At 56.0% G+C, this 25,157-nt stretch carries 13 protein-coding genes and 1 tRNA gene; 12 read left to right on the forward strand and 2 right to left on the reverse strand.

The window, feature by feature from the left end; all coding sequences use genetic code 11:
• The first annotated feature begins 1,095 nt into the window (after positions 1-1,095).
• The 8 genes from ACR0DE_RS08255 (at position 1,096) to ACR0DE_RS08290 (ending at position 19,699) form a co-directional block, all read left to right on the forward strand.
• A complete protein-coding gene (locus tag ACR0DE_RS08255; RefSeq protein ID WP_480752522.1) occupies positions 1,096-9,987 on the forward strand; it encodes a hypothetical protein in 8,892 nt (2,963 codons plus the stop codon).
• Entirely contained in the window at positions 9,987-15,683 is a 5,697-nt protein-coding gene (locus tag ACR0DE_RS08260; RefSeq protein WP_480752524.1) for a hypothetical protein, read from the forward strand. The genes ACR0DE_RS08255 and ACR0DE_RS08260 overlap by 1 nt, the downstream gene beginning before the upstream one ends.
• The gene (locus tag ACR0DE_RS08265; RefSeq protein ID WP_480752526.1) at positions 15,683-16,144 is read left to right on the forward strand and encodes a hypothetical protein; all 462 of its coding nucleotides are present in this window, start codon (positions 15,683-15,685) and stop codon (positions 16,142-16,144) included. The genes ACR0DE_RS08260 and ACR0DE_RS08265 overlap by 1 nt, the downstream gene beginning before the upstream one ends.
• A gap of 57 nt (positions 16,145-16,201) precedes the next feature.
• Positions 16,202-16,669 (forward strand): hypothetical protein, encoded by a 468-nt coding sequence (locus ACR0DE_RS08270; RefSeq protein ID WP_480752528.1) that lies wholly within the window; start codon positions 16,202-16,204, stop codon positions 16,667-16,669.
• 16 nt (positions 16,670-16,685) lie between these two features.
• Positions 16,686-17,318, forward strand: coding sequence for a hypothetical protein (locus ACR0DE_RS08275; RefSeq protein ID WP_480752532.1), 633 nt, complete (start codon positions 16,686-16,688; stop codon positions 17,316-17,318).
• A gap of 326 nt (positions 17,319-17,644) precedes the next feature.
• Complete coding sequence (locus tag ACR0DE_RS08280) at positions 17,645-18,241, forward strand: M35 family metallo-endopeptidase (protein WP_480752534.1); 597 nt, start codon at positions 17,645-17,647, stop codon at positions 18,239-18,241.
• Between the two features lie 26 nt (positions 18,242-18,267).
• The gene (locus ACR0DE_RS08285) at positions 18,268-18,576 is read left to right on the forward strand and encodes a hypothetical protein (RefSeq protein WP_480752536.1); all 309 of its coding nucleotides are present in this window, start codon (positions 18,268-18,270) and stop codon (positions 18,574-18,576) included.
• Between the two features lie 952 nt (positions 18,577-19,528).
• Entirely contained in the window at positions 19,529-19,699 is a 171-nt protein-coding gene (locus ACR0DE_RS08290) for a hypothetical protein (protein WP_480752540.1), read from the forward strand.
• A gap of 62 nt (positions 19,700-19,761) precedes the next feature.
• On the opposite strand, the gene ACR0DE_RS08295 is transcribed toward ACR0DE_RS08290, so the two are convergent.
• Positions 19,762-19,835: transfer RNA gene (locus tag ACR0DE_RS08295), tRNA-Cys, on the reverse strand.
• A gap of 225 nt (positions 19,836-20,060) precedes the next feature.
• Between ACR0DE_RS08295 and ACR0DE_RS08300 the strand changes: the two genes are divergently transcribed.
• The 3 genes from ACR0DE_RS08300 (at position 20,061) to ACR0DE_RS08310 (ending at position 23,039) form a co-directional block, all read left to right on the forward strand.
• Positions 20,061-20,714 (forward strand): protein-L-isoaspartate O-methyltransferase family protein, encoded by a 654-nt coding sequence (locus ACR0DE_RS08300; protein ID WP_170401191.1) that lies wholly within the window; start codon positions 20,061-20,063, stop codon positions 20,712-20,714.
• Between the two features lie 95 nt (positions 20,715-20,809).
• Positions 20,810-22,228, forward strand: coding sequence for a TolC family outer membrane protein (locus ACR0DE_RS08305; protein WP_170391809.1), 1,419 nt, complete (start codon positions 20,810-20,812; stop codon positions 22,226-22,228).
• Positions 22,229-22,301: 73 nt separating this feature from the next.
• Positions 22,302-23,039 (forward strand): hypothetical protein, encoded by a 738-nt coding sequence (locus ACR0DE_RS08310; protein WP_480752542.1) that lies wholly within the window; start codon positions 22,302-22,304, stop codon positions 23,037-23,039.
• Positions 23,040-23,042: 3 nt separating this feature from the next.
• Here the strand turns inward: ACR0DE_RS08310 and ACR0DE_RS08315 are convergent, their stop codons facing one another.
• The gene (locus ACR0DE_RS08315) at positions 23,043-24,500 is read right to left on the reverse strand and encodes a cobyric acid synthase (RefSeq protein ID WP_480752544.1); all 1,458 of its coding nucleotides are present in this window, start codon (positions 24,498-24,500) and stop codon (positions 23,043-23,045) included.
• Positions 24,501-24,560: 60 nt separating this feature from the next.
• Here ACR0DE_RS08315 and ACR0DE_RS08320 point away from each other — a divergent pair, with 60 nt between their 5' ends.
• Positions 24,561-25,130 carry a cobalamin biosynthesis protein CobQ gene (locus ACR0DE_RS08320; protein ID WP_170391803.1) on the forward strand — a complete coding sequence of 190 codons (570 nt, stop codon included), beginning with the start codon at positions 24,561-24,563 and terminating at the stop codon, positions 25,128-25,130.
• Positions 25,131-25,157: the final 27 nt, after the last annotated feature.

The raw sequence follows: 25,157 nt of genomic DNA on the forward strand, positions 1-25,157 counted from the left end.
AGAAATGTCTATCAGAATTTTGAACGATTTTTCTAGTTTTTTGATTGTACGCGGAAATTTAGACAATGCTTTTTTGTGGAGGAATTGTTGAAGGACGAGTTTCTGAAAAATGAAGAATTTATTGAAGAAGGTCAGATAGCATCCTGGACCAACTGGTGCAAAATTTCCCGCCGTACGTTTCTGGGTTCTAGCCTAGCGATAACTGCTGCCCCGGCTTTGGCTACGAGAGGCGATGATCTTGATGACATCGGACTATTCTTTGAGCGATCTGACGACCGGCGTTTTGTCCGTGTCTATGCCGAACTTGGCAATCTCGAAGCTAAACGACAAGCGGATGCCAAAGATGAGCTTCTAAAGACGGCAACCAAGGATGAGGCCGTCAAACTACGCCACGAAAAGCAAAGGTTCCTGAATGAGTTTGCCGCGTCGAGAGAGAGAGAGTTTCTGTGGGAGCTTGACTCCCTTCGATATGGTCCGGAAGCCTTTTTCCAACTCGATGCCGTTTCTGCAGATAGCATAGATGATGGCCGGGAACACCTTCTCAGTGTCAGGAACGTCAGGTTTGCACGTGATTTTAATCGGTTTGTGCAGTTCAGATTCAAACGAGAACGTATCGGCGGTCGACTTTGCTGGCGCGTTCGTGCCCTGACAGACTTCTGGTCAACGGGGCGAACCGGAAGCCAGTTTGGCTTGAATGCGTTAACAACCGGCGGTTTCGTAGACCTGCGGTCGTTTGCACGCCGCAGCGTGAAGCTAATTCAAGATGTCAGTAGGACGCGCATCAACGGAACGATGCGCCGAGTATTCAACAGGCTGGTATCGTCACGTGCGTCCTTGCAAGTTGGCCTCTGGGCCGATGGCGATTGGTCCCTTGAGGAGCGGGACCTTGGGACAGCTCCCCTTGCTGCCGGTCACTCTGATTTGCGATTTTCGACGTTGCAAATGGGTTGGGCTCTGCCTTCGACAAGTGTCACGCGGCCAATAACGAATGACCCGGTCCCAGCATCTGATTTGCGGCGGTTGGAGGCCAGTCTTGATGGTGTGCCAGGCGGCGCGGTCGTTGCGCTTGGCAAATTCTCAGAGCCGGAGCGAGAGGTGGGCGAGACACGCAAGCTCACCTTTGGCTCCGGTGCTTTGCCAAAGATCGGACTTACGTACCAAATCGATCCAAAGAATCAAATCGACCCGAAGTCACGAGACGCCGGCCAGCCATACGACGAGATTGTTTTGCGAGCAGACGAACGCGATGGCGAAACCGTTCAATCCAAAATGCCGCGCGAAGCCACGCTTTATGTCTTGGGGGACTGGACGACCGATCTGTCGATAGGAGTGGACGCCGTGGGTCCGTTGCCTGGCCTGTCCGGCGCTTTGCGACGGATCTCTCGACTTCGGAGCAGCGACCGTCCGACCCGCGATCCCTTCTTGTTCCGCAATGATGTTACGTTCGGTGCCACGCATAGTGCGCGTAGGGCCCGTAGACTTGAAACGCCGCTCGGTTCGCTGATCGTTGACACTCCACCCGCGAGTGACGTTCCCTCCGAGGGTCCCGCTTACGGATCAATTTTCCGGGATCGCGCAGGCCTGCCGGTGCGATATTCAATGTTTGCGACCGGGTCGGGCACAACTTCTAGAGTCACTCTGGAATGGGCTGAGATTGCGCTGGAACTGATAGAAGCCGGCTTTGCGCTCAAGGACGCGCACTTCAGTCGACTGACATTTGAACATGCTGCTTTCCAACTTCTCTACCACCGCAGCGGGTTTTCGGAGCCGATTGGTGGCAGCTACTATGTTCTCGACCGGGGCGCGACGGCCGACGGCGCGTGGTGCCGGATCGATTTGAGCCTGGCGAAGCTGAAGGCCGCCCGGGCCTGGGACCTCTTAAACCTGAACTTTCGGTTTGCGGGGCTTGCGCTCGAGTTCGTCGGAGACGCGCATGAGATCGTGGGGCTCACCAACGAGTGCATGGTGATTGCACGACCGGGAGAGAATGCGAGATCCCCCGACATTCTCGACAATCGTCCGACGTTGGTTGTCGAGTTTCCGCCTCAACACCTTCTGGAGCAAGCCTTCTTCCATCCAAAGGATCCAAATCCCCCGGACGTCGCTCGCGAAGACCCTGTCAGTGAAGCAGAAAAGGAGGCAGAGCTTCTCCAGCTTATCCCGGACGGGGACGCTTGGGATTGGTCCGCATACACGCCCACCTGCTCAAGTCTTGACGGCTGCAAGGAAATCGATCCGTTCGTCACAGACGACGTTTTGCTGGCACTGTCGCGTCTTCGTATCGACAAACGCATCAGCTTCCGAAAGGAGGTGCTCAAACGCAAGATTGCGAAAGACAAGCACGGCGAAATGGAGGTTTTTGCCGATCGTTTTCGCACAACCGCCCAGGCTTTCAACGACGGGGCAACCGTCGACCTCGGGTTCAAGACTGTCCTAACAAAGCGGCAAATGCCGGAGGATCAACTGACCTACATAGGCGATCTCGCGATGGACCCGCAGGCATCTGCCATCGCGCGCGAAGTGGCGAGGACAATCAAGAATACTGATGTAAGTGCCGCGCTACAGAAACTGTTGCACGAAGCGCGTGTCGCGGCCAATCGCATTTTGTCATTCCAAAAGACCCGCGAGACCCAAGCGTTCAGCACTGATTTTGACGCGGCCATGGCGCTGGAACGGCAGATTGCATCTGCCGTGCCGCGTTACGCGCTGGTTCGCGAGTTTTGGCGTGAGGAGGCGATCAAGGAGCTTGAGCAAACCGCCGCACTGCCTCTGGAAACGCAAAACATTGAGTTCGCGCTCAATTTCAGTTTTGTCGACCTGAGCGTAAAGCCCACGCCAAGCGCCGTTCCAAGTCGCGCATGGGCAAAGGATATTTCCGGGCATCTTTTGAATGCCGATGCCACGCTAATAGGGCGCATTGCCGCCCGTTTGGCCGGTTCAGTGTCTCCGGGCGGTCTTGCCGAAGCGCGTGTCTCCGAGCCGTCGCGACTGGCGTTCAAGATCACCTGTCGTGACAGCGTCGCCGTTGAGCGTGTGACGCATTCTCGCCTCGACCAGCCTGTCGATGAGGAGAATCAACTCGGCAAGTCGCGGATGGATTTCTCCCTGTCTGCACTGACGAACTGGGCGTCCATGGAGCTTGCAGTGACCCGCCGTGCGGCAACCGTTTGGAAGCCCGGAACCGGTGGTCGCCTTGATCCGCGAAGTGAGCGAACGGAGGACCTGTCCGCTGGGGCGAAACTGGACGCGCTCGGGTTCCGAGTAAACGTCAATTCGCTTGACCGGCTTGAAGATGTCCGCGGTGTCATGCGCTCACCTCAGGCGCTTGAGACGAGCATTGAACTTCCCGCCCGATTGATCCTGTCGCCATCTGATCGCGCAGTTTTTCTATCTCGGAAGCGTGTTTTCAACTCGGTCTATTCTGACATACCTGTATCAGCGGACAAAATTTCACGCGTTGATCCGAATTGTGATTTACGTCCGTTGTTCAGCGCGCGCCTTTTCACGGGCGGTATTGATCCAGGCATCCGAGCTGTGGCATCTCCGGACTTTCGATCGAGTTTCTTATGGACCGGGGCCGCCGACGATGCTGGCAGAAACCTCGATGTTTCTTACGCGCGATTGCCGGGGTATGGCCCGCCTCCAGCCGGCAATATTGCCCCCTGGATGTTGATGCGCGCGGAAACCCATGCCGAAGGCATAGGCCCGAGACATTTGATGGAGCGTGCACGAGCGATCAATTCAGACGAGTTCAAAGAACTCGAAATCGACCCCAAAAAAACGACGAAGATAGAACCTGGTGATTACGCCAGCGACGAAACCTATTGCGCCGCTGTTCTTGCTGCCTCGGCGGAGGAAAAGCCTGCGGTGTTGCCCGACATCGTCCGACGCATGTGCGTCCGCCTCGGGCTGACGGTCGATCAGGAGAAGCAGATCCTCAAACGTGCACGCGCTTTCCGTGCGGCACTGTCCGCGAATGACCGGCACCAACTCGTCGTGCTGAGCTCGGCCTTCGGTCTCCCTGTAACCGGACGACGAAAGGCGACGGGTGAGCTTGTTGCGAATTCTGGTCAAAGCGAACCGGACCCTCGCCACGTCCTGGGCGACCTTTTGCCAGGTTCCGCGATTTACATCCCGCCTACACTCAATGTCACCGAACTGGCGCTGACAAGCCTTGGCGGGTCCTTGCGCGCCGACACCTCTTTCGTTCCGCCGGTCTCTGCGAGACGGTTGGACGGTGGCGCACTGTTCGATGCCCTCACGGTGGAAAAGTGGACACAATGGACCGCTCTAGGGAGGGATGTCTCGACTGAAGTGGTCTACAAAGGATTTCTGTTCCCGCTTGGTCACAGAGCCGCTCTCGTCAAGGTAACCGAGCGGACCTTCTATCGAGATCGGCTGCAACCGGAACAAATTCGCGCCTATCTTCGGCAGCGTATGTTCGTACGGTGCACGAAGCCGGAAAAGGTCTACCCAGCGGTGGGGCAGGCGAATGATGGAAGAGCCTTCCCTGCCGATCAAGTCACGCTTCTGACCACCGTCACCCCTGATATTGCCGACCCGTATGAAGGCGGCGGGCGTGTTGATATCGGACCTCGGCCTGGACTCGCCTTCTGGCCCAGCTTGACGGCGCTTCCGGGAACTGAGGTGCGGTTTGAAATGAATATCGGCGGGCAGTTTGCCGATCTGCCGCTGATCTTCGTCGATAATACAGCCGCCAACGACGAAGCCGCACTGGAAATTCTGGTTCGACGTTACAATGAGATTGAAACACCGGACGTGAAGTTGAAACCGACCGACGTTACCCCGGCTGATGGTGACGTTCCGACGCGCTCCGATGTCATAAATCCGATCAAACATATGCGAACTTTGCGGTTTGGCGGCGCAAAAATGCGGTACGCGCCGGAGCTTGAGAGTGGCTCCGCAAGTATCGAGACAAATGCCTGGACGCTGATGGCCGAAGGTCGTGAGCGGTCCGTGCCGCGTGAGCGCAAGGGCGACGACGCGAACGCCGATATTAGGAACGTGGACTTCCGCAACACCAGTTTCCGGTTCACGCCTGTCTTGCAGGGTGTAGACCAGCCTCCGTTCTATCCGGCGATTGATACATGTCACATCCGTCTGCGCCAGAACGAACGCCTCACAGGACGCGTCCCCGACACCTCGGTTATCGCCAGTTTCGACGGCCGCTACATCAAGAACGGCTTGCCACTCTATCGCCCCGGTGAGGAAGGTACAGAGAATAGCGAAGCGCTGGCAGCCATTGCCGAGGCGGCCAAAGAAGTCGGAAACGGAATGCAGCTTTTCTTACGCGTTCTGACACCACAAGCGCAAAGCATGGGGGACAAAGGGGATAACTCTGGCGCTGTGTTCCGCCCGGACGGGCATATCGTGGCACTCTCGAGGTCGAAAGGGGCAGTCACGAACTTCGACGGTGATGAAAATGACTGGGTGATAATCCCAACCCCGACGCCCGGCGCCGACAACGTGTCTGTCCAACGCCCAAGCCTTGCCGCGGAATACAACGTCCCACCGAAAGCCGAGATTGCGGCCAAACCGGTTGCAGCGGTACCGGCAGTTCCGGGGGCTAACCAAAACCCTGAAGACGATGTCACGGAAGCACTCCGAAAGGCGCGGGAGCTTTATGAGAACCTGTTTTCAAGCGACGCGAAAATACTGGGTCTCGTCAGTATCAAGGACCTCTTCAAATTCATCACAGAGGAGTTTCTCGAAGACCCGTCGACCGGTGCACCGGAACTTGCGGAAATGATCCAGTACGGGGCAGGGCAGGTGGCCGGCGCAGCCGCAGATGCAGAAGAAGCGGCTCAGAACGCGCAGGAGTTCGTTAAAGACAAGGTGCTTCGCCCTCTGAAAGGTGCGCTTGACACGGTTCAGGAACATTGGGCCGGACTCGATACAGGGCTTTCTCAGTTGCAATCCGCCAGCGGGACGCTCATTCCCTCAGTGACGCTTCAAGAGGTCTTTCCCGAGCTTTGGCGCGGGCTTCAATCACTCCGCGCCGCAATCGACAAGGCTATTGGGACCGAGGACCCGCTGGAGTTCACCTTTGCCTGTTCGGAGGTCTACGAGGCGGGCCAGCGTTTCCTGAATGCGATAAGGGTTACAGCTGCTAACCCGGTTCAGAAATTCGCGGATACGCTGATCAGCCGTGTCGACCTGATCAGTGGCGCGAACCTAGATATCTCCAAAGTCATCTCGGATGGCGTCGCGGAGATTCTGGGACCCTTCGATCCGTCCAACCTGCCGCAGGAACTCGCCCTGCTGATCGTCGGTCCAGGTGGCGCCAACGACCCGTTCCCCTGGTTTGCCATCCCGTTCCCGGACAGCATTACCGGCGTCGACGACGCAGTTTTGCAGCGTATTCGCCAAGCACTAATGCTGCGCAAACGGACCGTCCAAGACGCCGTCCGCGAGTTCATCGAGAATGTGCTTGCAAAGCTCTTGCCTCCCGCTGCACCACCGACACCGAAGAAGATTGAAGACGTCTTCAAGGAAGAGTTCGCCATACTCGCCAAGAAACTAGGTGAAGCGCTCAAACGGCGGATCGACACAGCCATCGTAGTCGCGAAGGCGGAATTCGCCGGCACGTTGCCGAATGACCTTGCCCGTCAGCTGGCCTCGCTGAAGGCGATGTACGGTTTGCAGGATCAAGGCCGGTCCTTCCTCGCGCGCTTGTTCATCAACGCTGACCTGCCGCCTGCCATGACCGAGATGTGGCGCACCGAGTTTGAGCGCTTGAAGAACGCATACACTGCGGCGCAGGCGCTTAAGAAGACTATAGAGGATGAACCCGAGCGGCTCGATGTTGTGGCCAACCGATTGATAGCCTTTATTGAAGTCTTTACCGGCCGTCTGGATTTCAATGTTGAGGAGTATTGTACATTCACCGGGTGGACGACGCTCCTCGACAAAATCGGCAAATCTCTCGACCTCAAGAAGCTCGCATACTGCCGGATCGAAGAGCTGACGCTTGACCCCGAAGTGGATAATCTCTGCGTCTACGAGAGCGGACAGATCTCGATCACGCCACCAGCAGGCGGTGATCCCGACCTTTGCAAGACGATCCACGAGGCCCACGGCAATATTGCCGAGACATTGGAGAAACTGGAAGACGTCGACATTGCCGACATCGCCGAGAAGGTGAACGACAAGGCCGAGAACTTCGTTCCAAGTGGCAAGCAAGAAGTTGCGGACTGTGTGAAGAGCTTCGTCGATTTTGCAAACGTCCTGAAGAGGGAACTCACAGAGACACGCGATGCGGCGGGAGAGGCGTTTTGCGATCTCTATAACGATGCGCTTGCGGTCCACGCTTTGGACGCAAGTGTGCAGCAGGCTCTTGGGCAGCTTGGCGACTTCTGTAAGATCGGCGTGCTTCTGAAAGAGAACAAGCTTGCACCGGCGACCCGGCAAATCGACAGCTTCATGAAAGGGCGGCAGGAACTCCTCAAATCGCTGGTGGTTCACTTCAAGTCGATTGTCGATGCCATCGGGAATTTCTTGAAGGAAGACCATATCGACAAGGTTCTGGCACTTGCCGGAATTGTCCAAGGTCTCAACGTCCTGATCCAGCTTGACAAGGATGATGGCGGCAATCGCGTGGAGACCATCGTCAACGAGTTCAAGGACCTGACGGAGGAGTTCGAGCAAATTGCCGAGGACGCCGCCACAAGGCTCGTCGGGCTTCTGAATCCGATTGTCGCTCAGTTGGCGAAGACTGCCGCCGAAGTCGAGACAGCCTTGAACGTGGCCATTGCTGAGATCGAGGCACTCCGTCCACCGCCAAACGATAACGGACAAGAGGCCGTCATCAAGCGGCAATTGCTGGCCGAGACAATCGACAAGATCGATTTCACCAAACTGAAAGGCGATGCCGAGGATAGCAGAAAGGCGCTGGAAGCCCTTTCGATGGAACTCGACAAATATCCCAAAGGCAAGACCGGCTTCGAGGCAGTCAAGGAGCTGCAGAAGATATTTGAAGACATTGATACTGATCTCGCCCAGTCGGCTGAGCGGACCGCATTGCCCGCCGTCGCGCGCGAGGAGGTCGTCGCCGCCGCAACACAATGGATCAACGATCAAGCCGACGCGTTCATCAAGCTCGAAGAAGAGGGAATCGAAGCCGCCGTGAAATCTCTTGCCAGTATCGGCGAAGATATCCTCGGCTATGCGGTCGGCGAAATTTACGCGCGTGCCGATGATTTTACCCGAGCTTCGATCGGTGGCGTTTTGCCGAACTCTATTACGGCAAATTCGCTTGGGTTGGACCCGTCTGACCCCTTGCCGGAACGCCTCACGCCAGCCGCAGACATGCCGAACCTCGGTAGTGTTCTTGGTACGGCTCCGGGTGCCAAAGAGCAACCGCGTGGCCTTGTCCACGAAGTCTACGTTGGACTCGTAGCGCTCCGCCAAATCATTCTCGACGCGATCAAGGACGAACAAGGCCTTCTTCAGGATCTGAGCGACAAACTGCAACCGCAAGTCGTGGTCGGCGGTATTTCAACTGACAGGTTGACCTGGGCAACCAACGGACTGGCGACGGCTTTCGAACCAACTGCCAAACCCATCTCTGATCCCGCCAATCGAGAGTTCCTTCGCGCGTTCATTCAAGGCTGGGTTGATGGGGAAGCTGCGCCAGTTGCGATCTTCACAGGGCTTGCCGAAGTCCTCGGCCAGCTTCTTAAGGGCCAGCTTCTGGACGAGATTGCGCTCGACGTCGTCCGTGACCAGATCGAGGAACACATTCTGGAACTCGTGCCATCGAAAATCGAGATGAGTTACGGCTTTGGCACCGAGCTGTCCGAGAATATGAAAAAGGCCACAGCGGGCATCTTCGAACCACGAAACAAGTCCAAGTTCCGAGTCGACGCCACCATCGTCATCGACTTCTCCAACACAATCTCAGGTGTATCGGACGGCATCGGCAACGGCGGCCCCCAATTCGCGCCGCCGTCTGTTTCGGCAAAGGCGGTAGGATCGCTTGGTCCATTCGACATCAATCTCGTGGGCGACTTCAAAGCCGTGAAACTGATATTCGCGGGCGCGAGGTTTATCACGGAGGATGGGCGGGACCCAGTATTCAAAGTCGACTTCGTGGATTTTGAGATCGGCAAGGAGCTTGAATTCGTTCAGCAGCTTGCCTCCTACTTCACGCTCTCAAGCGACAGCGGCTTCTTCATCGAGCCGACAATCTCACCTTTGGGTTTGAAGGCAGGATACGCTCTGCCTTCGACGACGATATCTATCGGCACGGCGTCGTTCTTTAATGTTGCGATAACCGCCAGCGCCCGGTTGCCTTTCGATGGGGCGGACGCGCGGTTTGGGGCCTCGCTCTCCCGCAGGCGCTCACCTTTCACCGTGTCGATCGCGCCGTATGGTGGCTCCGGGTTCTTCGCAATCGAGGCCAATACAAAAGGCATCGTTGGCTTCGAGGCATCGTTTGAATTCGGTGGCGCCGGGGCCTTTGCCTTCGGTCCGCTCACCGGTCAGGGACGAATCATGGCAGGCATCTATGTCCGCCAGACATCTTTGCCGGATGTTGGAAAGGTCACTGAAATATCAGGCACTTTCTTTGCGGGCGGAAGTGCGAATATTTGGATATTTAGCTTTTCATCCTCCCTATATGTCCGGCTTGGCATGGTTAACGGGGACATGTCGGGTGAGGCGGTGTTCACCTTCTCATTCTCGATGGGGATCAAGGACTTCGAGTTCTCCGTTCAGGTCTGGAAAAAGGAAGGAAAGGGATTCCAACCGACGCAGCAGGCAAGCCTGCACCCATCGCTTCGGACCCTACGGCGCGCACTCCATGATGGTGTGCAGCTTGCTTCGCTCCAAAGCGAAAATGAGTTCGTCGAAGTTGTCACAGTTCGGGACCCGGTCATCAAGGTGCAGGTCGATCCGCCCAACGGCAACTGGCGGGATCACCGCAAATATTATGACATGACGATGGAGTGTGAGGATTTGTTCTGATGGCGCGTGATTTTGCAACTAATATTGTAAAAGAAGTCGACACAACCCCAATCTACGCGCGCCCTTACGCGCGGGTTGTCCCCAACGGAATTGTTCGTTCCCGAGGCAGAAGGTTCCTTCGCGCCACGGTGCTTCTGACACCCGAACTGTCCGGAGAAAGCGGGGATATTCCCACGGGTTACACGCTCCAAAGCTGGCCAAAGAATGTATTTGAGAAACTTGCGGGAAGCGATTTCAAGATTCCACTGGCCATTTTCGGGATCGATTCCGGGAATGTGCCAATCGATATCAGTAAGTGTGGGACATCTTGTCAGGTACAAGCAGACGCCTGGCGCGCTGCCGGCACATTCAGCGCGACGGAGTTGGAAGAGCTGCGCCGGATCTGGCTTCGAAATTTGTTCGAGGGGGATGAAACCGAATGGCTCGCGCTTGCCAAACAGATCGACGCTTCCTTGGGCGGCTCTGCGGCGAATCCGACTGCTCTGGACCAAACGACAGCAGCCGCTGCGCCGTTGAACGCTGAAGAGCAGACCAAAAAGGACGAACGTCTTTACGGGAACGACGGGCAACTCAAAATCAAGATTGAGCCCAACGCAGAACGTGCCGTGCAAGCGATGGCTGCCGTGCCACATTCGGACCTTTCGGTTTCCATCGAATTCCAAAGGGTCGAGGAGCTTCTGATCTCCTATGCGGAAGCGGAGCAAGGTGGGGACGTGCGTTGCGCTGCGGAACTAGCCCGTTTGAAGCGTCTCGCCGAAACGCTCACTGAAACGCATGTGCCGCCCACGGACGAGATTGTTCCTGAAAAAATCGTCAAAACCAAGCGCCGGGACGCAGCCATCGCGAAACATAAGGCCTTGCGGGAAAAAGTCGTCGGCGCGTCCAAATCTGTGACCAAAACGCTAAAGTCTGCCGCCGACGCGGCAGAAGATCAGAAATGTGTCCGCTCTGCACGTCCATCTGGGGTCGAGTTGCCGAAAGCGTTTGTTGCCGGCGATGACGCCGAGAGCACGTTCGAGAGGGCGGAGGAAATCGCGGCATACGCCAGTTGGTCGGAATATGCTGATACGGCCCCAGGAGAAGCGCCAAAACGGGTTCATGAAGAGGCAAACCCGGTCCTTGCCGCCGCTGAGCGCGCATTCTTCACCTTGCAGTCGACACCTGCACTTGCACGGCTGTTCGGCCTCGCTATCGATGTTCGTATCGATCTTGATGAGATTGAAGGCAAAACTCCTGCGGTCAACGACGGCTTCGTCCTTGTGTCCTGTCCCGATCCTTCTTGCGGAGACGAGGAGCGCAGTTTTCGCGCGCTGCCGCTAACCCTTGCAAAGCTAGAACGCGCAAGAAGTTGGTTTTACCCAGCCTCAGAAACAGAATGGGAGTGCGAGGAGACGTCGCCAGAACGTGACGGACATTTTCGCATGGGGGTGCCGGTTGACCCTGAAGCACCGGATCGGTTGCGCTATGACCTCACCAGTCTCGACATCAGAACAGCAACTGAACTTGAGTGTCAGCGCCGCCAACTTAGGCGCGCAAACATGCTGGCAGTCTCCGCCGAGGATAGAAAGACCAAAGATGGTGACAAGGACAACGAGAAATGGGCGAAAGCCGGTCTTTGGGAAGACCTGTGCGAGGCGTCCAGTCTTCAGACATCCGGCCTCGCCCTGCTAGACCGCGGTGTTCTCCAGCAATCCACGCTCAATCTTGCAGCGAGTATTGCTAAGTCCGAGGTGAACTTTCCGGCCGGCAGTGATCTTGCCAGGCTGGCCGGTGCATCGATCAAATCAAATCTCGCCGTTTGCGGGGCACAAAAGCAATTGGTCCTAGACGCTGCTGATCTAACTGTCGGTGCACGGTTAGATGTAGGTGTGCCGGTCAAGAATAGGGATGGCAGCTCTGAAATCGTGACAGAATGGCGGTCGTTAACAGGACGCGTCGTCGATTACGGGACTTCTGGCGATCCAAATACCCGGCGTTTTGTGAATCGGAAGCTGCCAAGGATCGCGGGCCGGTTCAAAAGTGAACTGCGCGTGAGCCTTGACAGTGCCATGCAGACCGTTCCGGCACGGTTGATCGCGACAGACGAGATGGACGGCGAGAACAAACAGCCCGTGGACGTGGTGATGGAAGAGGCCATCGCACAATGGAACGGCGATCCGATGGGGGCCGATAGCGCATCGCGACCGGGATACGTTTCCGAAGCCGGCTTACGATTCGGACGGACGATCAGCCTGCCGAATTCTGACGATTTTAACGATACGTTGTTGCCGCCGCCCCTCCGCTATGGCTGCGCCTATCGCTTCAAGATGCGGCAGGTGTTTTCCGGCGGTGCGGCCGTTCCTGTCAATGCGCTGGCTGACGATCAGTTGGATACGCCCTACCCGCCCAACCAGAATGACGCACGGCCATATTTTCGCTTTCTTCGTCAGTCGCGACTGGACGTACCGACTGTTTTGATGCTGCGGGGCGACGCCCAAAAGCTGAACCTGCCAATGGGACCGGAGCACTCACTCAACATGTTGGTCAGGTCGATCGATCTCACTCGGGACGAACGAAGGGCTCCAGCCTTGAAAGAATTGCTCAACCGGGAAAGACCAAGGTCGGCCCGGCGCATTCTGTTGCCGCCGCAGGTAAGTTTCGAAGAAGCCACACGGCATGGCGTGTTCGATCAGCTACAATTTTCGCGAAAACCGCAGGGTTTGATCCCGCGCGCGTCAAAGACGGATGAGGGGGGGTTCCCGACGGTTGGAAGCGCAATAATGCGTGGCTTCAACAGCGAAGCCTATCTGGTCAATCGGCGGTATCCGTATGATCCTAACGACGCCGATAGTGACGGCGCGGGCGACGCAGTTCTGGATGTCACCGTTACCGAAGCAGACGGACGCTACTACCCCGATCCCATGGCTTCGCAGCTTGTGTTTGCCCTGCGCCATCCTGCGGAGGGTACCTATGTCGGCGACCCTGTTCCGGTCGCAGTCGAACCTCAGGCTGGGTATCCACGCATGTTGCCGGTTGTCGTTGACTTGCTGCGGGCGACCACACCTGCAACCGGACAAGCCCATATTCGCCTTTTCTTGGCCGGTCGGAAAGTCCGTGTCGAGACGGGCGGTGTCGACCGCCTGCTGTCGCGCATCGTGGTGTCCTTGCCGCCCGGCGAAGACTACGAACTGGATTGCTGGGCCGTTCCGAGTGCGGAGGACCTTTGCCGGAATTTTTCATTGATCCAGTCGCTCGCGATCTACGCTGATCGTATCGTAGGCGACAAGACTGGGGATGAGTGCCTGAGGGAGGCTAGGGAAAAGCTCGGGATGGCGTGCAACGCCGCAGTTATCGCCGAAGCTTTGTCCAGTCTTGCTTGCGGCGGGTCAACCCCTGACCCAGATACCAGTTTTTTCGGACCGGGCGGAGAGATCACGCCCCCCAAGGTGGCGCTTCAGGCACTCGCCCAGGAACTTCATCAGATGATGTTAAGGCGCCCGCTGCCGGAACTTGCCTCCGTTCGCTCGATCCGGGTGACACATGCCGTAAACCGACCGATCCGAACGCCAACTATACCAAGCATTCCAGCAGGCGGGGATGGACCTAGGTTCGAAGAGAAAGTTGCAGAGATTGATACGGCGCGGATGCGTGTGCTGCGACCGGTACGTAGTCGGTTGGAAACCGACGGGAAATTGATCGGAAAGGACGCCATTGATCACCTCGCGACTGAATTCGCGCTCGATGGTCAGATCAGTTTTCGGCTCGATCAGGTCGACGGGTTTGAACTGATAGGACAGGCGATCCTGCCGGGCGCGTCAGCCTTCGATGATCCGAAACGCGGTAGGAGCGTTCCCAAGAAACGCGACGGGGACTGGCCGAATTTCGAATTGGACGACGGACGTGTCTTCTACCGAACTGGCAAGGATATTTTCGGTTTTGCAATCAATGACAAGGGTGTCACAAAGCATGACGAGGTTACCTTCCCGCTCTTGCGCGTCGAAAACCTGTCGCGTGAGATAAAGAAGACAGTGGGCGGGGATGCAACGCTCCCGCTTCGACCGTTCTTTCTCGCTGACCAACAAACGACAGACGAATGGCGTGTCGTTCGCAAGCATGTCTTCCCCGACGACAAGGCGCGGAAACTCCTGATCAAACCGCGCGTCTTCGGGCGAACAGCGGCTTTTCTCGATACGGCGAATTATGTTCGCGGCGGTGCTTTCAGAACGTCGGAGACACTGCCGCAGGCCGTGACGTACAAGGATGGGGATTGGACCGAAGTCATTCTTCCGGCCACCAAACGTCCTGCCAAATGCGACCCGCCCACGCCCGAACCGGTTTTTGCTTGGCATGGGCGTATCGAGGAGAGGGGAAAAAACAAAGGCTTGCTTCAGTCCCGTCGGATTGTCACGCGTATCAGGCTCTCGCGGGAATGGTTCTCTTCCGGCGAGGATGAACAGTTGGGCATTGTGCTTTGGCCACCCAATCTTGACGAAACTAACCCAGCACCCTTCTGCGACGATGGTGTTCCCATCCCAGACCCCATGACAGGCAAATTGGGGCCAAAGGCGGACCTACCGCATTTCATTGATGATGATCTTGGGCCAGGTGGGCGCTTTGTGTCCCGAATGGGACTCGATCCGATTGCAGGTCAGGACGACGAGCAGTTGTTGCAGGGGCTCGCCTGTGAGGTGCCGTTAGAGAAATTCGGAGTAGAGTTCCGAGCAGGGCAGGTGCGCCGAGCGAACCGCCCTGGTCTTTTCATTGGACCAGATGCATTTCATCGCGACCTTGAGCGCGAAGACGGTGATCCACGCAAAGCGACGTATTTGGCGAATGCATTGATGCCAACTGTGGAACAGGCGCGCGAGGTCGGTGCATTGGTTCCAGGCAAATCATTGACCGTCGGTCTCATGTGTTATCGACCATTGTTCGATCCCGAGACTGAGGAATGGTATGTCGATGTCGATCTGGATATTGGCGTCCTGTCTGAGGCGATGGTCCGCTTCGGCCTCGTCCGATATCAGCCCAATACAAAAGAAGACCTGCGAGTCTCGGAACCGGTTACGCAATGGGCGCACGTCATGGCAAGCCGTCATTTGATCGTGGTTCAGAACGATTCTGGCGGGCTCACGCTGAGCTTGTTCGGGGCGGCTGCACTGAGCCGCAAGTCGGCTTTCGACCCGTCGGAGGATCAAGGCGAAGAGATCCGAGATGCGTATCGGTCTGTTTTGGATGCCAAGGAGGAAGGAGCGGCCGACGCTTTGTTCGCGCATGAAAGACTGCATGACCGTCCCCGTTTGCACTATGAGGTTTTCCGAGAACGCCAAGGGCCAGGCGGTATTCTCTTGAGGACGCCAGTTCGCTTGGATCAATCCGACACTGATCCTCTGGGTCGCCCGAATGCAGGATACCTTGTGCCAAATGACAGCCCGGCTGGCTGGATCAGCCTTTGGACACGGGAAATGAGTCTTCTTGAAACGCCGGTACCGGGTGAGACTTTCGTGCTTTACGTCGAAGAGCGGCCATGGTTTCGGCCTGCCAGTTATCCGATCGAGCCGGCTCCCACAGGCGTAGCGCTGTCACCAGATACTGACATTTTCCGGCCTGCCGGTCCCCGCTACGCAGCGCGCCTTGATTTGGGGCGCTTGCTTGGTGGCGTGAGCAAAGACGTCAATTGCGAAACTGTTGCGGATGAATATCCAAACGGGAGGAAATGATGAGATTTTTTGAAACCGCATTTTGCGTTGCCTTGATCTGTGCGGGGGCAGCTCAGGCTTCCTGCAATTCCGGTCCTGACTGGTGCACCGACGATCAGCGTATTCCTGCAACGCTAAAAGAGAAGAAAGAGCGGCTATTAAAGGAGTACCCAAACTATCTGGTGGCGCTTTTGGACCTGGGCGTTCAGTGCGTTGCACGGATCAACCAGTCGCCCGATGCTTTTACTATAATCGAGGTGTTTTCAAACGGTGATTGGCAGACCATTCCATGGGATGCGGATGCCGAACGTATCTCAAAGACGCGATTGTCCGACGGCACGATTTCGCATTTCTGGATGGTGAATGCACGGCGTGCCTTCGCTTGTGACGGACAACCCAAATACGATGAGAGGTCCGACTATATAGCGGGCGAAGATGTAAACGCCGACCTCGCGACAAGGTGCAATGACCCGAACTGCTAAGGGCGGAAAGAGTTTGGGTTCCTTGCGCACGCCATATGATCGAGAGGAGCGCTGGTTATGCGACTTCTGATTGCTGTGGTCCTGGTGTTCTCCGCCCTTGGCTTGACCCCAGTTCATTCGAACACCGTGATTCAGAAAAGGATCGCCGAAGACAATCCCTGTCGCGCATTGAAATTCGATGCAGGCCTGTTCTCAATAGGCATCGACCGACTTCAGAGCGTCAGCGTCGAGGAGGCGGCGGTCTTGCTCATAGGTGATGTCGTTGACGCAACGTTCACAGGTCGATTGGCGTGCGAAACGTCTTCTGCGGCATTCGTGCGGGCCGACGCCTCGGTTCGCATATCAGCAGCTGCGACCGTGCATCTCGATACCTGCAATGTTCCAACAGTCTCCGTGACGCTAAGCGATTTTGGTGGCTTGAAAGCCGGCGTGCTTCGGGCTTTCTCCGCAGATATCGAAGAAGCGTTGAAGGCGGAGATTGTGGAAGGCCTGCATGAAGCCTGCGTGGCCTTTAACATCGACTGATGGGCAGGAGCCTGAAGTGACGCAAGAACATCTTCGCAAGCTTTGGAGCGTTCTGGGTGCGCTTCTCGCCTTCTATGCCGCGAACGCCTGGATTGTCAGTCAGGGTGGAAGCCCGATCTTTGATGTCGATTTGATTGAGGATGGGCCGGGCGTCGGATCCCTCGTGGCCCTACCGATCTGCGCCGTGCTGACCATTTTGCTCAGCCGCATCGGGACAGCCTACGCGCGACAAAGCGGCGCTGATGCGTGGCACGCAAAGCTGCCGGTGGTATGGCTGGAAGGTCTCGACACGTCCACATCGGGCGGGCGCTGGCATCAGCGCTTTTTTCTGACGGCCTTCATCATCATGCCATCGCTATCACTTGTACATTTTGCCCGGAAGGTCCTGGATGCACCTGTTTGGCTCCGTTCGCAGACAGGGTCGCCCGGTTCCGCACTCGATACCGTTCCGTTCTCAGAAATCTTCTCGAAACCCCACAAGATCGGCGGATTCATCGACGAGAAGGGTAAGCTCCAAGGGTCGGTTGATTGGTATCCGGCTGTCGAACCGCTTATTCTGGCGGCGCTTGCCCTGACGGCCTGGATTTCCGTCCTGGTCTTCCTCTACGACCTGTTTTTCGCCCAAAGCGAGAGTCCTGGGGATGCTTAGAGCTATCCTAGATTAACCGGGGAGGAGCAGTCAAAAGCCTAGAACTTCGGTTCGTGTTAAGAGTTTGATTTAATACAGAATAAATAATGATCGCCCAATCCTTGGCTTTTGGGTTTTACCATGTCACCAGAAGCCAGCCAGACGAACATCTCGTAGGTCTTTCGCCAGTTGACTTTGAAGCGGAACAAAAGAAAATGAATAAGGCAAACGTATTAGAGACTGGGGGCACCTCAACGAGATGGCGCATTATCGCGAACGGCATCTTTGTCCTCCTGTAATTCATAACAGACGATCCTGAACTAAGCTAACCTGAGGAGTCTTGAACAATGAGGTTCACAGCCTTATTTTCCTGCATCATTTTGATCCCAACCGTTTCGCTGTCAGATATTTCTGATAGTCAAATCCCGTGCTCTGCTGCGCAACAAAACATCGTTGAACAAGCGATAAAGACAGCACAAGATGGGATTGCGAAGTCGATTGATGCAATGTCACTCTCTAATGTGGCAGACGAGCAGCGTTTTGCCAGATGGTTTGGAACGAATGCTGAAAACGCTGTGCTGGAGGTAAAGAGAACTTTTGAGTTCGCACAGACATTCTCCAGTATCTCTAATGTTTGGTGCCCGATTGCGAATTCACCTGAGCTCGAGTTCAGTTTGAATGAGCTTGCTGCATATTTTCCAGATGGGTCTGGAAATATCTACTTAGCCCCGGAGTTTTTTGAACAAAGTGCGACGGGCAAAGATTCATTCGCTGGTGTGATTTTACATGAGATTACTCATATTGAGGCGGTGGCACCTACAGTGGATCATGAATATGGGGTTGCTGACGCTCAAGCCTTAGCGACTTCTGATCCTGGAAAAGCTCGTAGAAACGCGGATAACTATCAGTACTACATGGAGGATCTATTGTTTGGGATAAACTAGAATAGCGTCTTAGAAAGGGTATAAACGTGCCAACACTAATCTACGATATCGTGGACTCTAACCAGAGACTAAAAAGGATCGAAGTTCGCGAAGGGCCAGGAAACTGGGAAACGACATATGGCTCGGGTGAGTTGTGCGTTGATGACGGAACCTTCGATGATCGGGACGGTAATCTAAAGCTCCTGGGTGTGCTGCGTGGTGCTCCGCGAACTGTCATTGTGCTCAAGAATACTGGGTTCGACGGGTCTGAGGGTGATCGCGGTACAGCGAATTGCGAGTGTTGCGGAGGTGGCTGCGACCCAATTCCAATATGGAAGCTTGTGGGAGTCGAGTAATTGGGCGATCCAAGCGTCTTCAGGTGACTCTTGCTGCCAGATGGGTACCTGGTTAGGCATCTGATGCACTATTAACATAAGTTAGAGTGCGCGTTATGTCTGTATTTCTGATATAATTAATGGTGGAATCGTCCCTCCCCCGCAAACTCAGGTTCCGTCCATTACCGAAGTTTAGCTCCGCAAGGGCACTGAGCGTTTCGAAATTTGGTGTCTACACGCTCAATGCCATTGACACCGTCGCGCAAGAATGTTGACCGAAGGCACACGGTGGATGTTTTCACCGAAGTGAGCCTCGGTCACTACAACCTATCTGACACCTAACCCGCGCATCTAAATTGGACATGTCTGAGATCGGAGAATCTCGGGCTATGTCCCAATCTTATCTCAAGTTGCCCAATCTAAGTCAGACGATTGGTTTTGCGCTGAACTACGTCGAATGCCCAAGCCGCGACACCGGAGCATAAACATGCAAGAAATGACAGTAGGCTTGCCAATTGGCCTCCGATGCCGGAGACAAATATGATCGCCCAAACCAATAGGAGCAACGTGCTATAATACCTGAATGTTTCCAACTTTTTGCGGATAGGTAGGGTCTTCTGCGCCATGATAAGTCTAGAAGCATCTTCAGGAGGGTAGAGACTGACGTCGATTTCTGCTTGCTCGATTGAAGAGTGAAAAGAGTTCTTCCGTTCTTTCCCACATTTAGGATAGCTTTGGCATCTTCTTCGTTGATGCTGCTGCGTTGGTTAAGACTTAGTTTGATCAAGAGCATCAGGTATTCAGCTTTCTGTTTAGCGTTTCGAGGTTGCGAACGTTCCAGCAATTGCTCTCCGGTGACCAATGAAGCTTGCAAAAAATCAAATGCGGCTTCGTCTAAAGTGTCTCGTTCACCTGTCAGCACCCAGCTAGAGAGAAGACTCTGTCTGACACGCGCGGGACAGCGGCGACAAGATTGCTGAATGCCGATCTGTCTTTGCGCCAAATTGCAGTTCTGATGGGGTGGTCGGTTCGCTACGCGGCGCAGGTTATCGAGCATTATGCGCAGGTTAGCCCGGACGAAAGCGATGCAGTTTTGCGCAAGCTCAATCGAGCAAAATCACTGTCTCAAGACGCAAAAATGTAAACGCCCCTGTAAACGCGGGGCCTCAAACACGGCAAGGAGTGATCTAAGTGATTGTTTTTAAATGGAGGCGAGTACCGGAATCGAACCGGTGTACACGGATTTGCAATCCGCTGCGTCACCACTCCGCCAACTCGCCTTTTTAAGCAATATCAATAACTTGCCGTGGTGTGGGGGGCGTTCTATCAGCTTTCAGGATGAACGTCCATAGCCTTGAGGGCGATTATTTCTGTCTTGTTTGGAAATTTGACAATACCCCAATGGTACGTTTTTGCCGCGCCCGGAAATGCAATCTGGCCCGTTGCTGCAGGCAGGCGGATGTGGCAAAAGCCAGATAACAGTCTGATAAGGAATGAGCGATCACATGACAGATTTCGCAGCCCGGCGCCTTACGATGGTTGATACTCAGGTCAGGCCCTCGGATGTGACCAAGTTCCCTATCATTGATGCGATGCTGAGCGTTGCGCGCGAAAATTTCGTGCCGGATGCGCAACGTGAGGCAGCCTATGTTGGTGATCTGGTCGAGTTGGGTGATGGACGTTGTCTGCTTGAGCCCAGGACGCTGGCTAAGATGTTGGACGCAGTCAACATTTCCAATGATGAAGTGGTGCTGGATATCGCTCCGGGGCTGGGTTACTCAACCGCAATTGCCGCACGAATGGCAGAGTTGGTTGTGGCCGTGGAATCCGACCCGGCATTGGCGGCTGAAGCTCAGACGCTTCTGATGGAAGCTGACGTAGACAACGCTATTGTTCATGAAGGACCGCTTGAACAAGGCGCGGTTGAGCATGGACCCTACGATGTGATCATGATTCAGGGTGGGGTCGAGCAGCTTTCAGACACTTTGCTGGATCAACTCAAGGATGGGGGCCGGATCATTTGCCTGTTCATGGAGGGTGATCTTGGCACGGTTCGTATGGGTCTCAAGTCCTCAGGCCGTGTCTCGTGGCGATTTGCGTTCAATGCTAGCGCACCGATTTTGCCCGCATTTTGCGCTGAGTGTGCATTTTCGCTATAGTTGGCAATAGAAGTATTTTGATGCCTTGATTACTTGAAAACACCGGCGCAAACTGCGCTGGTGGTTGCGTAATTTCGATTTGAGAGGACTTAGTTATGCGCGGGACGACGACAGGAAAGCTGGTCAAAGGCCTGACTTTGGCTGCTGGTGTTGCATTAAGTGTGATGCCCGGAAGGTCGGTTTGGGCAGATAATCTGACCGATGCATTCATCGGCGCGTATAACACCAGCGGCCTGCTTGAGCAGAACCGTGCCTTGTTACGCGCAGCGGATGAAGATGTCGCCATTGCGCTCTCAGCGCTGCGTCCGATCATCAACTGGACCGTGCGGGTGAGCCGGGATTACACGCGCACCAACACGAGCAGCTTGATCACGACGCGCGAGCCTTCGAGCTTTTTTTCCGGTCTCACGCTGAGCCAGTTGATCTATGACGGTGGCGCTTCCATCCTTGGCAAGCAATCGGCGCAGGAAACTGTGCTATCCACCCGTCAGTCTCTTATTGATATTGAACAACAAATCCTGATCAGAGCCGCGAACGCCTATCTGGGTGTTCTGCTGCAGGAAGAGACGGTCGCGATCCGCCAGAACAACGTGGAAGTGTCGGCGGAAGAACTGCGCGCATCGCAGGATCGCTTTGAAGTAGGTGAGGTTACACGTACAGACGTTGCCCTGTCCGAGGCACAATTGGCCAGCTCTCAGGCTGATTTGGCGGTCGCACGTGGTAACCTGAGCATTGCTCAGGCTGAATACGTAAACGCCGTTGGCAAGACACCTGGGCGGACGGCTGGCCAGCCAAGGCTGCCCAACCTGCCGCGTTCAGAGGCGGATGCGGTGAATTTGGCTCAGCGTAACCACCCTGCGATTCTTTCCGCACAGCATCAGGTGCGTGCGCTGGACCTGATCGTGCAGCAGCAGCGTGCAAATCTGGGTCCGAATGTCAGCCTGAATGCGGATGCGGGCATTACCGAGAGCTACGACAATGACGATTACATCAACGATGCGACGATCTCACTGAACTTCAATCAGCCGATCTATTCCGGTGGCGGTCTGGCGGCAGCGGTGCGTCGTGCGATGGCAACTCGTGATGCGTCGCGTGCCAACCTTCTGAACGTTCAGAAAGACATCACACAAGGTGTTGCCGATCGCTATGCTGCGTTTCAGGCGGCAACTGCAAGCCTGCGGGCGTCAACAGAACGGGTTCGTGCTTCGCAGGTGGCGTTTGACGGTATTCGTGAAGAAGCAACGTTGGGTGCACGGACGACCTTGGACGTCCTGAATGCCCAGCAGGATTTGCTGGACGCGCAATTGGCCGAGGTAGCATCCCGGACCGAGCGGTCGCGGGCGGCATATGAACTGCTGCAGGCCCAGGGGCTGTTGACGGCAGAGCGTTTGGGTCTTGCAGTGCAAATCTATGATCCGACCCTGTATTACAACCTCGTGAAAAAGGCGCCGTCGCAGGTCAGTAAGCAAAGCCGCGATCTGGATCGAGTGCTCAAGGCATTGCGCCGCGACTAAAGGGCATCGCTACCTGTTGTGGCGCTGGCTCAGATTGGCTACAATCGGGCCTAGGTTAGAGCGGTAGAAAATAATGTCAGATCGTGTTGTAAGCGCCAATATTCAGGACGTTCTTTCGTCGGTTAAGCGAATGGTCGACGAGGACGCGCATGACGAATCAGAATTCATATTTGTTCCGACGGCCCCGGCTGCCAAGCCGGGCCGGTTGGTTTTAACGGATGCGCTGCGCGTCAGCAATGAACCGCTGATCGCCAAGAAGGCCGGGCCCTTGAAACTGATGCCCCAGCATAGCGCGGGTGACAGTACCCCAAAGCACGCCGCAAATGCGCCAAGTAACCCTGCCGAACCGATGCGGCTGCAACCCAGCGATATTGTGCGCGCTGGTGATGTCGACGCCAAGGCAGACGCACCAAAGCGCGACCTAGCGGGAAGCCTCAGCGCCAAGATTGAAGCTTTGGAAGCTGCTATCGCGCGCACCGAGGATCAGTGGGAGCCCGATGGCGAGAGCGATGACGACTACTCTGGCACCAAGACGCAGGCTGTTGAATGGCCGGCAGACAGAGCTTTTGCGCAGTCTCAGGCGGCTGAACCAAAATCCGAAGCCACATTTATTCGCGACCCGGAGGTGGTGGAAGATATGGCACAGAAGCCGACCGATGTGACAATCGGAGAAGAGGAATTGCGCGAACTCGTCGCCCAGATCGTCCGGGAAGAGCTGCAGGGCGCGCTGGGCGAACGGATCACGAAAAACCTGCGCAAGATGGTTCGGCGTGAGATCACGCGGGCGATCGCCTCAGCGGATACTGACTGAGGCTTAACTGGTGCGTGGCGTCTGCGCCATCGCGAGAAGCAGATCCAGATCCATATGCTGTTCCAGATGGTCGGCAAGGTCGTCCAGCACTTGTTCGACGCCGTCTTCGTAAGCTGTTTCCGATGTCACGCCAAGTTCTGCCAGATAGCTGGCGCGAAACGTGTCCGAGGTGAAAATCCCATGCAGATAGCTGCCGCGTATGCGCCCATTGGCGCTGGCGGCACCTTCCGGGCGACCTTCGATCTGCAGCCAGGCCCGAGCGCAATCCGGGCCATCAGTACGGCCCATGTGGATCTCATATCCGCTGACGGGTTCATGACCGGGCAGGGCGGTTGCTGAGCGCAGGATAACCTGCTTTTCTCCGGCCATTGTGGTGCTGACATCCAGCAATCCCAACCCTTCGACCTGACCGGGGCGTCCATCGACGCCATCGGGGTCCGAGATGGTTTTGCCCAGCATCTGATAACCCCCGCACAGGCCCAGAACATGACCCCCGCGGCGGACATGGGCATAAAGGTCGATATCCCAACCCTGCGCCCGGAAATAGGCCAGATCGCCGATTGTAGACTTACTGCCCGGCAACAGCACCAGATCGGCATCTCCGGGCAGGGGGCGGCCTGCTGGGATGATCTCGACCGTAACGCCTGGTTCGGCGGAAAGCGGGTCGAGATCGTCGAAATTGGCCATCCGCTCAAGCTGAGGCACAGCGATCTTGCATGCCCCCCCGGTATGAGAGCGGATGTCCATCATGTCTTCTGCCGGCAGCTTCCATGCATCATGGAACCAGGGCACCACGCCCAGGCAGGGCCAGCCGGTCCGGGATGCGATATCGTCGCGCCCTTCATCGAACAGGGAGACATCGCCCTTGAAGCGGTTAATCGCAAAGCCCCGGATCATCGCAAGGTCCCCGGCCTCCAAGACGGCTTGCGTCCCCATGATCTGAGCGATCACGCCACCCCGATGAATGTCGCCCACCAGAACCACCGGAACCTGTGCGGCACAAGCAAATCCCATATTGGCGATGTCACCCTTGCGCAGGTTAGTTTCTGCCGGACTACCCGCGCCTTCGATCAACACCAGATCAGCGTCGCTGCAAAGCCTTTCAAAGCTTTCCAGAGCCGCCCCCAGCAGCTTAGACTTGTCCTTGCGATAATCGCCCGCCTTCATTGTACCTGCGCGCTGGCCCTGAAGAATGATCTGCGCGCCGGTATCAGTTTCGGGTTTGAGCAGGATTGGGTTCATATCCGTATGCGTCGGTCGTTTGGCCGCCCGCGCCTGCAGGGCTTGCGCGCGCCCGATTTCGCCGCCGTTTTCCGTAACAGCGGCGTTGTTCGACATGTTCTGCGGCTTGAACGGAGCCACGCGCAACCCGCGTCGCGTATAGGCGCGGGCCAACCCGGCCACCAAAACCGATTTGCCGACATTGCTGCCGGTGCCTTGAATCATGATGGACCGCGCCATGGCCTGTCTCCTATGCTCGGGCGCAGATGACCTGATTTAAGGCCAAAGGAAAAGCCCCATATGAATACGCCTGCGCATCTTTTGATCGGTGCTGCTGTTTTTGCGCGCCCGGCCCGGGGCGCGACGCTATGGGCAGCTCTGTTTGGGTCCTTGTTGCCGGATTTGTCGCTATACCTGATGGCCGGCGTTTCGCTGCACATCCTGAACATCCCGGCACAGGTGGTGTTTGATCAGCTTTACTTTTCACCCGCGTGGCAAACCGTATTCGCCATCGATAACTCGTTCATTTTGTGGGGAGTGGCACTTGCACTCGGGCTGTGGCGCGGCTGGCACCTGCTGACCATTGGCGCATCCGCAGGGATACTTCATTTGGTGATGGATTTCTTATTGCACGCAGGCGATGGCCGACCGCAGTTCTGGCCGATCAGTTCATGGGTCTTTCACAGTCCGATCAGCTATTGGGACAGCACACATCATGCAGCTTGGATCGCGCCGATCTCAGTGACGATTTGCATTGCCGCCTATGTGGTGCTTTGGCAGCGCGGCCTGTCGGTTTCGGCAAAACTGTTCTTTGCGCTGTTACTGGCGGCCGAGCTTTGGGTGGCGTGGCAATGGATCATGTATTTTTGATCTGACCAATCAGCCCAAAGAAAAACG

The organism is Ruegeria sp. C10 (assembly GCF_056537805.1).

What these genes read in the sequence shown, in the direction of transcription:
- ACR0DE_RS08260 (WP_480752524.1), top strand. Translation starts at nt 9,987, where the DNA reads ATGGCGCGTGATTTTGCAACTAATATTGTAAAAGAAGTCGACACAACC.
- ACR0DE_RS08265 (WP_480752526.1), top strand. Translation starts at nt 15,683, where the DNA reads ATGAGATTTTTTGAAACCGCATTTTGCGTTGCCTTGATCTGTGCGGGG.
- ACR0DE_RS08270 (WP_480752528.1), top strand. Translation starts at nt 16,202, where the DNA reads ATGCGACTTCTGATTGCTGTGGTCCTGGTGTTCTCCGCCCTTGGCTTG.
- ACR0DE_RS08280 (WP_480752534.1), top strand. Translation starts at nt 17,645, where the DNA reads ATGAGGTTCACAGCCTTATTTTCCTGCATCATTTTGATCCCAACCGTT.
- ACR0DE_RS08300 (WP_170401191.1), top strand. Translation starts at nt 20,061, where the DNA reads ATGACAGATTTCGCAGCCCGGCGCCTTACGATGGTTGATACTCAGGTC.
- ACR0DE_RS08305 (WP_170391809.1), top strand. Translation starts at nt 20,810, where the DNA reads ATGCGCGGGACGACGACAGGAAAGCTGGTCAAAGGCCTGACTTTGGCT.
- ACR0DE_RS08310 (WP_480752542.1), top strand. Translation starts at nt 22,302, where the DNA reads ATGTCAGATCGTGTTGTAAGCGCCAATATTCAGGACGTTCTTTCGTCG.
- ACR0DE_RS08315 (WP_480752544.1), bottom strand. Translation starts at nt 24,500, where the DNA reads ATGGCGCGGTCCATCATGATTCAAGGCACCGGCAGCAATGTCGGCAAA.
- ACR0DE_RS08320 (WP_170391803.1), top strand. Translation starts at nt 24,561, where the DNA reads ATGAATACGCCTGCGCATCTTTTGATCGGTGCTGCTGTTTTTGCGCGC.